We start from the raw sequence: 10,145 nt of genomic DNA on the forward strand, positions 1-10,145 counted from the left end.
CCATGAACACCACCGCACGCGCGTTGCTGATCGCTTCGCTGGCCCTGGGCTTCACCGCCTGCAAGAAGGAAGAGGCCGCCAAGCCGGCCGCCGACGCGCAGCCCGCGCTGACCGCCCCGGCCAAGGACGACGATGCCGGCTGGAAGAAGTACCTGCAGGAAGTGGCGATCCAGAACATGGGCAACGTCACCAACAGCCCGTTCCTGTATTACCTGCCGCCGGAATCGGATCCGGAGTTCCAGGCCAAGTACGAGCGCCAGGTCGAAAGCGCCACCACCGCCATCGGCCGCGGCATCCAGCCGGGCAACATGCTGGCGTTCGGCTCCTCGGCCTCGGCCAAGATGGCCGACCTGATCGCCGCCGCGTTCGCCAAGGTCGAGGCCAACAGCATGAAGGGCGTGCGCGTGGTCTACATCGGCGCCCCGGCCGACAACGCCCGCGTCGAAGCCGTGGTCAAGCCGACCGGCGCCGACTACATCTTCGTCGAAGCCAAGTAAGCCCTGCGCGGGCCGGCGCGCCGATGCGTGCCGGTCCTGCCATGTCGCGCCGCCCGCAACGGGCGGTCGCGTCGCGAAGTTCCGCTGCGTGCCGCGCCACTCGCGGCAGTTGCCCAAGCCGCTCCGCGCGCTGCATTACAGCGTTCCGCGCCCCAGTGCCGCCTTCGCAGGGCCGTCCCGCCCCGATCCGGTAAACTGCCCCGGTCAGTGCCGAAGTGCGCCACATGTCCCTCAAGATCAACGAGCTCTGCGTCAACTGCGACGTCTGCGAGCCGGCCTGCCCGAATCAGGCCATCGCCATGGGCGAGACGATCTACGTGATCGACCCCGCCCGCTGTACCGAATGCGTCGGCCATTTCGACGAGCCGCAGTGCGTGGTGGTGTGCCCGGTGGAGTGCATCGACCCCGACCCGGCCATCCCGGAGACCCACGCCCAGTTGCTGGCCAAGCTGCAGCGCCTGCAGCGCGACCACCCCGAGTTGTACCCACAGGAGCCCCCCGCCGCATGAGAAGCCTCGTCCGCCGTGTCCTGCTGCTCGCCCTGGTCCTGACGCCGTCGGCGTGGGCCGAGGCGCCGGTCGCCGAGGCGACCGCCATCGCCCCGGCCGCGCACCCGCCCGGCGCCGCGATCGCCAGCGGCCACCGCCTGGCCACCGAGGCCGGCCTGCAGATCCTGCGCGAGGGCGGCAATGCCTTCGACGCCGCGGTGGCGGTGTCCTCGACGTTGTCGGTGGTCGAACCGATCAGTTCCGGCCTCGGCGGTGGCGGCTTCTTCCTGCTGCACGACGCCAGGACCGGCAAGGACGTGATGCTGGATGCGCGCGAGACCGCGCCGGAATCGGCGACGCCGGCCGCGTTCCTGGACGCCAAGGGCGAGCTGGACCGCGATCGCTCGATCAACGGCCCGTGGTCGGCCGGCATCCCCGGGCTGCCGGCGGCGCTGGTGGAGCTGGCGACCAAGCACGGCCGGCTGCCGCTGCGGCAGTCGCTGGCACCGGCGATCCGCATCGCCCGCGACGGCTTCCCCGTCTACGCGCGCATGGCCGAGGGCTACCAGTCGCGGCGCAAGGTGATGGAGCGCTATCCCGGCACCCGCGAGGTCTACCTGCGCAACGGCCGGCCGATCGCGGTGGGCGACGTGTTCAAGCAGCCGGAACTGGCCAACACGCTGCAACTGCTGGCCGACAAGGGCTTCGACGGTTTCTACCGCGGCGCCACCGCCAAGAAGCTGCTGGCCGGCGTGAAGCAGGCCGGTGGGCGCTGGACCGCGGAGGAACTGGCCGGCTACACGGTCAAGGAACGCACCCCGATCCGCTTCGACTACAAGGGCTGGACCATCACCACCGCGCCGCCGCCGTCCTCCGGCGGCATCGCCCTGGCGAGCATGCTGCAGATCCTGGAGGGCTACGACCTCAAGACCATGGACCCGGTGCACCGCGTGCACCTGACCGTGGAGGCGATGCGCCGCGCCTACCGCGACCGCACCTTCTTCCTGGGCGATCCGGATTTCACCCACGTGCCGCAGCGCATCCTGCTCAGCAAGGACTATGCGGTGGGCCTGCGCTCGACGATCAACCCGGACAAGGCCACGCCCAGCGACCTGCTGTCGGGCCAGCCGACCCCGCTGGAAGACGACGAGACCACGCATTTCTCGATCATCGACGGCGAAGGCAACCGCGTCGGCGCCACCCAGACGGTCAACCTGCTGTACGGCTCCGGGCTGATCCCCAAGGGCACCGGCGTGCTGCTCAACAACGAGATGGACGATTTCGCGCTGCGTCCGGGCACGCCCAACGCCTTCGGGGTGATGGGCTACGCGGCCAACGCGCCCAAGCCGGGCAAGCGCCCGCTCAGCTCGATGTCGCCGACCTTCATGGAGAACGCGGACAAGGCCATCGTGCTCGGCACCCCGGGCGGCAGCCGCATCATCACCATGGTGCTGCTCGGCATCCTCGGCTACGACGACGGCCTCAGCGCGCAGCAGGTCGCCGCGCTGCCGCGCTACCACCACCAGTGGCTGCCGGACGTGATCGAGGCCGAGACCGGCACCTTCGACGCGGCCACGGCCAAGGGCCTGGAAGCCATGGGGCACACGCTCAAGCTGCCTGGCGACACGGCCGAGGACGGTCACGGCTCCAGCCACGTCTGGGGCAACCTGCAGACCGTGGAATGGGACAAGCGCCGCAACGTGCTCAGCGGCGGCAGCGACCCGCGCAACGAAGTCGGCAGCGCCGAAGTGCTGCAGACCGCGCCGGCGCCCTGACGCGCGTTTTGCGAATCCCCAATCCCCAATCCCGAATCCCCGCCCATGAAACTCTGGTCCATCCAAGGCAACTCGCAGAAACTCGACGGCGGCGCGATGTTCGGCAACGCGCCCAAGGCGATGTGGCAGCAGTGGGCCGCGCCCGACGACGGCAACCGCATCGCGCTGGCCTGCCGCGCGCTGCTGGCCAGCCCGCTGGCCGGCAAGACCGTGCTGTTCGAGACCGGCATCGGCGCGTTCTTCCCGCCGGCGCTGCGCGAGCGCTACGGCGTGCAGGAGGCGCGGCACGTGTTGCTGGAGTCGCTGCAGGACGCCGGCTTCGCCCATACCGACATCGACGTGGTGGTGCTGAGCCATCTGCACTTCGATCATGCCGGCGGGCTGCTGGCCGCCTACCGCGAGGGCGCCGCGCCGGAACTGCTGTTTCCCAACGCGCAGTTCCTGGTCGGCGCGGCGCACTGGCAACGCGCGCTGCACCCGCATCCGCGCGACCGCGCCAGCTTCATCCCGGAGCTGCCCGGCCTGCTCGAGGCCAGCGGCCGGCTGGAGCTGGTCGACGGCGAATATTCGCGCGCGCTCGGCGAGACGGTGCGATTCCGCTTCAGCGACGGCCACACGCCGGGGCTGATGCTGGCCGAGATCGTGGGCCCCGGCCACGGCGACGATGGCCAGGCGCACGGCGGGGTGGCGTTCTGCGCCGACCTGATCCCGGGCCGCTCGTGGGTGCACGTGCCGATCACCATGGGTTACGACCGCAACGCCGAACTGCTGATCGACGAGAAGCGCGCGTTCCTGGAAGACGCGCTGGCCCGCGACGTGCGCCTGTTCTTCACCCACGATCCGGACTGCGCGTTGGCGCAGCTGCAGCGCGATGCCAAGGGCCGTTTCGTCACTGCGCACGAACTGCCGGCGCTGCAGGCGCGCGCACTGGCCGCCTGAGCGCGGCGTTGCGGTTTACCAGCGCAGCGCGGCGTGCGCCGGCACGCCGGTAGCGGTGCCGTCCAGTGCCACCGAAAACCCGATCGTGGTGATGCCGTCGCGGTGCTGCGCGAACACACGCCCGCCGTGCATGCTCGCCACCGCCTTGACGATCGCCAGCCCCAGACCATGGCTTTCGCGGCTGTTGGCGCGGGCGGCGTCGCCGCGGTAGAAGCGATCGAACAGGCGCTGCAGATGTTCCGGCGCCAGCGCCACGCTGGGATTGGAGAAGGCGATCAGCGCCTCGCCGCCGCGCTGCGCGATCTCCACCACGATCGGCGCGTGACCGGCCGAGTGCTGGATGGCGTTATGCAGCAGGTTGGACAGCGCGCGACGCAGTAGCGACTTCTCGACCGGCACCACCACGTCGCCGCGCACCTCCACCTGCAGGCCGGCCTCGTCCAGCAGCACCTCGAAGAACTCCACGGTCTTGCCGACTTCCTCGGCCAGCGAGGCGTCCTCGCACTGGCGCGCGCGCTGGCCCTGCTCGGCGCGGGCCAGGAACAGCATGTCGGCGACGATCGCGCGCAGCCGTTCCAGTTCCTCCAGATTCGACTGCAGTACCTGGCGCAACTGTTGCGCGTCGCGGTGGCGGGTCAGCGCCACCTGGGTCTGGCCGATCAGGCTGGCCAGCGGCGTGCGCAGTTCGTGGGCGACGTCGGCATTGAAGCTTTCCTGCTGCGCATAGGCCGCATCGAGCCGGTCGAAGGCCGCGTTCAACGAGGCGCCCAGGTCTTCCAGTTCGCGCGGCAGCCGCGGCAGGTCCAGGCGCCGCCGGTCGTGCGGGCCGATGCGCTGCGCATCGGCCGACAGCCGCTGCACCGGGCGCAGGCCGAGCTTGGCGGTCCAGTAGCCCAGCGCGCCGACCAGCGCGGTGCCGGCCAGCGTGACCAGCGCCAGGGCGATGTCGAAGCGGCGCCGGGTCAGCGCGAACGGTGCGCTGTCCATCGCCGCGATCAGTTGCACCGGCGGGCGCACCGGCGTGGCCGGCAGTGTTTGGCCGATGGCCTGCCACGATAGCGGCTGTGCGTCGGCGATGCCCAGCGCCTGCGGATCGCCGATGCGCACCAGGCCGCTGCGGCCGCGCGTGGCCGCCGCCATCGCCTCGGCGCCGCGCCCGTAGCGGAACGCCGGGTCCTGGCTCCACAGCCAGAAGCGCAGGTCCGGCGCGCTGGAGACGCTGGCCAGGCGCGTGCGCGCATGCGCGGCCAGCTCCGGCGAGCGGCTGTTGATCAGCATGTACTGCACCGCGTCCATGCGCGAGCGCAGTTCCTCGCGCTGGTGGCGGCGCAGTTCGTGCTCCAGCACCTGGTGCAGCACCAGCCCGATCAGGGCGAAGCCGAGCAGCGCGGTGGCCGCGAACAGGCCGGCCAGGCGCAGCGCGATCGAGGGCCGCGCCGGCGCGCTCACCCGCTCGCGTCCTCGCGTTCTTCCAGCACGTAGCCCATGCCGCGCACGGTGTGCAGCAGCGGGGCGTCGAACGGCACGTCGATCTTGGCGCGCAGGCGCTTGATCGCCACTTCCACCACGTTGGTGTTGCTGTCGAAGTTCATGTCCCAGACCATCTCGGCGATCGCGGTCTTGGACAGGATCTCGCCCTGGTGCCGGGCCAGCACCGCCAGCAGCGCGAATTCCTTGGCGGTCAGGTCCAGCCGCTGCCGGCCGCGCACGGCCTTGCGGCTGATCATGTCGATTTGCAGCTCGCCCACGCGCAGCAGCGTGCTTTCCTGCGCGCGGCCGCGCCGTGCCAGCACCTGCAGCCGCGCCAGCAGTTCGATGAAGGAGAACGGCTTGATCAGGTAGTCGTCGGCGCCCTCGCGCAGGCCCTTGACCCGGTCCTCCACGCTGTCGCGCGCGGTGAGCATGATCACCGGCGTGCTCTTCACCGAACGCAGCGAGCGCAGGATGGCGAAGCCGTCCAGGCCCGGCAGCATCGCGTCGAGCACGATCACGTCGAAGTCGTAGTGCAGGGCCAGGTGCTGGCCGTCGATGCCGTCGTAGGCCACGTCGACCGTGCAGCCCTGTTCGCTCAGCCCCTGCTGCAGGTAGTCGGCGGTCTTGCGCTCGTCCTCGACGATCAGCACCTTCATGGCTGCAGCGCCTCCGGCGCGGCAGTGCGTGCGCGACGTGCCTGGCGCCGCTGCAGGTACCAGCCGTGCAGGCGGTCCAGGTACAGGTACACGATCGGCGTACTGAACAGGGTCAGCAGTTGCGACAGCAGCAGCCCGCCGACCATCGCATAGCCCAGCGGCCGCCGCAGTTCCGAGCCGGCGCCATGGCCGAGCATCAGCGGCAGGCCGCCGAGCAACGCGCACAGGGTGGTCATCATGATCGGCCGGAAGCGCATCAGGCAGGCCTCGAAGATCGCATCGCGCGAGGACAGCCCGCGTTCGCGTTCGGCATGCAGAGCGAAGTCCACCATCATGATCCCGTTCTTCTTGACGATGCCGATCAGCAGGATGATGCCGATCATCGCAATGACGCTCAAGTCGTAGCCGCCGGCCATCAGGATCAGCAGCGCGCCGACGCCGGCCGAGGGCAGGGTGGAGAGGATGGTCAGCGGGTGGATGTAGCTCTCGTAGAGCAGGCCGAGCACGATGTAGACCGCGATCAACGCCGCCAGGATCAGGTACGGCTGGGTGCGCAGCGAGGCGCTGAACGCCTGCGCCGTGCCCTGGAAGCTGCCGCTGAGCGTGGCCGGCACCCGCAGCTGCGCCTGGGCCTGCTGGATCGCGTCCACCGCATCGCCCAGTGCCGCGCCCGGCGCCAGGTTGAAGGAGATGGTCACCGCCGGGAACTGGCCCTGGTGGCTCACCGACAGGTAGCCGGTCTTGCTGGTGTCGAGCGTGGCGAAGGTGGACAGCGGCACCTGCTTGCCGGTCAACGGCGAGGTCAGGTACAGCCGCTGGAACAGCGATGGATCGCCCTGCAGCGCCGGCGTCACTTCCAGCACCACGTGGTAGCTGTTGAGCTGGGTGAAGTACTGCGCGACCTGGCGCTGGCCGATGGCGTCGTTGATGGTCGCGTCGATCTGCTGCGGGGTGATGCCGAAGCTGGCCGCGCGCTGGCGGTCGATGGTCAGGCTGGCGATCGGCGCGGCGTTCTGCTGGTCGGAGGCCACGTCGGTCAGTTGCGGCAGCGCCCGGAACGCCTTCAGCAGCTTCGGCGCCCAGGTGTTGAGCTCGTCCAGGTTGGCGTCGGTCAGGGTGTACTGGTACTGGGTGCGGGCCAGGCGGCCGCCGACGTTGATGTCCTGTCCGGCCTGCATGAACAGGGTGACGCCCTGCACGTGCGCCAGGCGCTTGCGCAGCCGCGCGATCACCTGGTCGGCGCTGGCGGTGCGGCCCGCGTCCTTGGGCTTGAGCGCGATCGAGAAGGTGCCGGAGTTGAAGGTGCTGGCGCCGGTCTGCATGCCGAAGGACAGCACGTCGGGATCGCGGCGGATGATGTCGGCCAGTTGCAGCATGCGCGTGCGCATCGCCGCCGAGGACGAATCCTGCGCCGAATCGGCGGTGCCGGAGATGAAGCCGGTGTCCTGCTGCGGGAAGAAGCCCTTGGGCATCACCACGAACAGCGCCACGCTGGTGGCCACGGTCAGCAGGAAGCTGGCCAGGGTCAGCCGCGGATGCCGCAGCACCGTCTCCAGGCCGCGCCGGTAGGCCGCCAGCAGCGCGTCGAAGCCGCGCTCGAACGCGCGCGCCAGGCGCCCCTGCGCCTGCTCGGCGTGTGGCTTGAGCAGGCGCGCGCACAGCATTGGGGTCAGGGTCAGCGACACCAGCAGCGACACCAGGATGGTCAGGCTCACCGTCACCGCGAACTCGCGGAACAGCCGGCCGACGATGCCGCCCATCAGCAGTAGCGGGATGAACACCGCCACCAGCGACACCGAGATCGAGACCAGGGTGAAGCCGATCTCGGCCGCGCCCTGCAGTGCCGCCTGCAGCGGCGCCATGCCGTCCTCGATGTGCCGGTAGATGTTCTCCAGCATCACGATGGCATCGTCCACCACGAAGCCGACGGCGATGGTCAGGCCCATCAGCGACAGGTTGTCCAGGCTGTAGCCGAGCACGTACATCAGCGCGGCGGTGCCGAGGATCGCCAGCGGCACGGTCAGGCTCGGGATCAGGGTGACCACCGCGCTGCGCAGGAACACGAAGATCACCGCCACCACCAGCACGATCGACAGCAGCAGGGTGAACTCCACGTCCCTGACCGAGGCGCGGATGTTCTGCGTGCGGTCGGCGAGGATCTTGACGCTGACGCTGGGCGGGATCGACGCCATCAGCCTGGGCAGCGCGGCCTTGACCTGTTCCACCGTGTCGATGACGTTGGCGCCGGGCTGCTTGGTGATGGCGATCATGATCGCGCGGCCGTCGACGATGCCGCTGTCGGCCGGCGCGGCGGCGCCGGCGAAGCCCCACGCGGCGATCTTGGCGTTCTCCGGCCCGTCCACCGCGGTGCCGACGTCGCGCACGCGGATCGGCGCGCCGTTGCGCCAGGCCAGCACCGCGCCGTTCCAGGCCTGGCTCTGCAGCAGTTGATCGTTGGTGGAGACAGTGAAGGCCTGGCGCGCGCCGTCGATCGAGCCGGTGGCCGCGTTCACCGTGGTGGTGGCGATCACCGAGCGGATGTCCTCCAGGCTCAGGCCAAGCGCCGCCAGCTTGGCCGGATCCACCTGCACGCGCACCGCCGGCTTCTGCGCACCGTACAGGTTGACCAGGCCCACCCCGGAGATGCGCGAGATCTGCTGCGCCAGCACGTTGTCGGCGTAGTCGTTGACCTGGGTCAGCGGCAACACCCGCGACTGCACCGCCAGGATCAGCGACGCCGATTCGGCCGGGTTGATCTTGCGGAAGCTCGGTGCGCTCGGCAGCCCGCTCGGCAACTGCCCGGACGCGGCGTTGATCGCGGTCTGCACATCGAGCGCGGCAGCGTCGATGTTGCGGTCCAGGTCGAACTGCAGCGTCACCTGGGTCGAGCCGAGCGCGCTGGTCGAGGTCATCTGGCTCAGGCCAGGGATCAGCGACAGCTGCCGCTCCAGCGGCTGTGCCACGTTCGAGGCCATGGTCTGTGGGCTGGCGCCGGGCAGGCTGGCCGAAACCTGGATGGTGGGGAAATCGACCTGCGGCAACGGCGCTACCGGCAGCAGCGGCCAGGCCACCATGCCCAGCAACAGCAGCGCCATGGCCAGCAGCGAGGTGCCGATCGGGCGTTTGATGAAGGCCGCCGAGACGCTCACGCGTGCGCTCCCGCCGCGGCCGGTTTGGCGTGCTTGGCCGGCTTGGCCTCCACCACCTTCGCCCCCGGATGCAGCCGGTACTGCCCATCCACCACCACGCGCTGGCCGGCCTGCACGCCCTGGCCGATCACGCTCTCGCCATCGGCCTCGTCCAGCACCTGCACCGGCTGGTCGCGCACGCTGCCGTCGCTGCCGACCACGTACACGAACTCGCCGTCCTGGCTGCGCTGCACGGCCGCGCTCGGCACCACCAGCGCGCCGCTGCGCATGCCCAGGGTGATGCGCGCGTCCACCGTCTGCCCCGGCCACAGCGTGTGCCCGGAATTACGGAAGTGCGCCTTCATCGCGATGGTGCCGGTGCTGGTGTCGATCTGGTTGTTGAGCAGGGCCAGCGTGCCGTGCGCCAGCACCTGTCCGCTGCCGTGGTCGACCGCGTCCACGCCTACGCTGGCCGGTGCGGCCTGCAGCGCGCGGTTGATCTGCTGAAAGGCGCTTTCCGGCAGGGTGAACTGCACCGCGATCGGGTCGATCTGGTTCAGCACCACCAGGCCGCCGGCATCGCTGGCGTGGACGATGTTGCCCGGATCCACCAGGCGCGCGCCGGCGCGGCCGTCGATCGGCGCGCGGATGGTGGTGAAGTCCAGTTGCACCCGCGCGTTGTCGATCGCCGCCGCATCGCTCTGCAGGGTGGCGCGCAGTTGCGTCACCAGCGCCTTCTGCGTGTCCAGGGTCTGGCGGGTGGTGGCGTTGTCCTGCAGCAGTTGCTGGTAGCGCTGCAGGTCGGCCTGCGCATTGCCCAGCTGTGCCTTGTCCTTCGCCAACTGCGCGGTGGCCGCGGCCAGTTGCGCCTGGTCGGTGCGCGGATCCAGCCGCGCCAGCACCTGCCCGGCCTTGACGTCCTGGCCTTCGCTGAAGCCCACGTCGATCAGTTGCCCATCGATGCGCGAGTGCACGGTCACCGAGGCGATCGGCAGCACCGTGCCGATCCCTGTCTGGCGGATCGGCACGTCCTTGCGCAGCACCGGCGCGCTGGTCACCGGCACCGGCGGCGTGGCCTTGGTCGGTGCGTGGCGTGGGCGCAACCACACCGCCAGCAGCAGTGCGACCAGCACTGCGGCAGCGACGAATGGCCAGCGCCGCCGTGGCATGGCATGGCGCGGTGGCGGAT

The 10,145-nt window shown here is 70.1% G+C and carries 8 protein-coding genes; 4 read left to right on the forward strand and 4 right to left on the reverse strand.

Annotated features, from left to right (window positions below; all coding sequences use genetic code 11):
- Window positions 1-2 precede the first annotated feature (2 nt).
- From CEK65_RS12195 to CEK65_RS12210, 4 genes are all read left to right on the forward strand, one after another.
- Window positions 3-497: a hypothetical protein gene (locus tag CEK65_RS12195; RefSeq protein WP_010342035.1), complete on the forward strand. Its 495-nt coding sequence runs from the start codon at window positions 3-5 to the stop codon at window positions 495-497.
- A gap of 224 nt (window positions 498-721) precedes the next feature.
- Complete coding sequence (locus tag CEK65_RS12200) at window positions 722-1,006, forward strand: YfhL family 4Fe-4S dicluster ferredoxin (protein WP_017908325.1); 285 nt, start codon at window positions 722-724, stop codon at window positions 1,004-1,006.
- Complete coding sequence (gene ggt, locus CEK65_RS12205; RefSeq protein ID WP_152181898.1) at window positions 1,003-2,760, forward strand: gamma-glutamyltransferase; 1,758 nt, start codon at window positions 1,003-1,005, stop codon at window positions 2,758-2,760. The genes CEK65_RS12200 and ggt overlap by 4 nt, the downstream gene beginning before the upstream one ends.
- Window positions 2,761-2,805: 45 nt before the next feature.
- The gene (locus CEK65_RS12210; protein ID WP_152181899.1) at window positions 2,806-3,699 is read left to right on the forward strand and encodes an MBL fold metallo-hydrolase; all 894 of its coding nucleotides are present in this window, start codon (window positions 2,806-2,808) and stop codon (window positions 3,697-3,699) included.
- Window positions 3,700-3,714: 15 nt separating this feature from the next.
- Here the strand turns inward: CEK65_RS12210 and CEK65_RS12215 are convergent, their stop codons facing one another.
- The 4 genes from CEK65_RS12215 to CEK65_RS12230 all read right to left on the reverse strand — a co-directional run.
- Window positions 3,715-5,148 carry a heavy metal sensor histidine kinase gene (locus CEK65_RS12215; RefSeq protein WP_152181900.1) on the reverse strand — a complete coding sequence of 478 codons (1,434 nt, stop codon included), beginning with the start codon at window positions 5,146-5,148 and terminating at the stop codon, window positions 3,715-3,717.
- Complete coding sequence (locus CEK65_RS12220; protein ID WP_152181901.1) at window positions 5,145-5,828, reverse strand: heavy metal response regulator transcription factor; 684 nt, start codon at window positions 5,826-5,828, stop codon at window positions 5,145-5,147. The genes CEK65_RS12215 and CEK65_RS12220 overlap by 4 nt, the downstream gene beginning before the upstream one ends.
- Entirely contained in the window at window positions 5,825-8,977 is a 3,153-nt protein-coding gene (locus CEK65_RS12225; protein ID WP_152181902.1) for an efflux RND transporter permease subunit, read from the reverse strand. Before CEK65_RS12225 ends, CEK65_RS12220 begins: the two co-directional genes overlap by 4 nt.
- Window positions 8,974-10,145 (reverse strand): efflux RND transporter periplasmic adaptor subunit (locus tag CEK65_RS12230; RefSeq protein ID WP_226980563.1); only part of this gene is annotated, 1,172 nt, incomplete at its 5' end. The genes CEK65_RS12230 and CEK65_RS12225, both read right to left, overlap by 4 nt.

This window comes from Xanthomonas sp. LMG 12459, from assembly GCF_009192905.1.
Taxonomy (GTDB): Bacteria; Pseudomonadota; Gammaproteobacteria; order Xanthomonadales; family Xanthomonadaceae; genus Xanthomonas_A; species Xanthomonas_A sontii.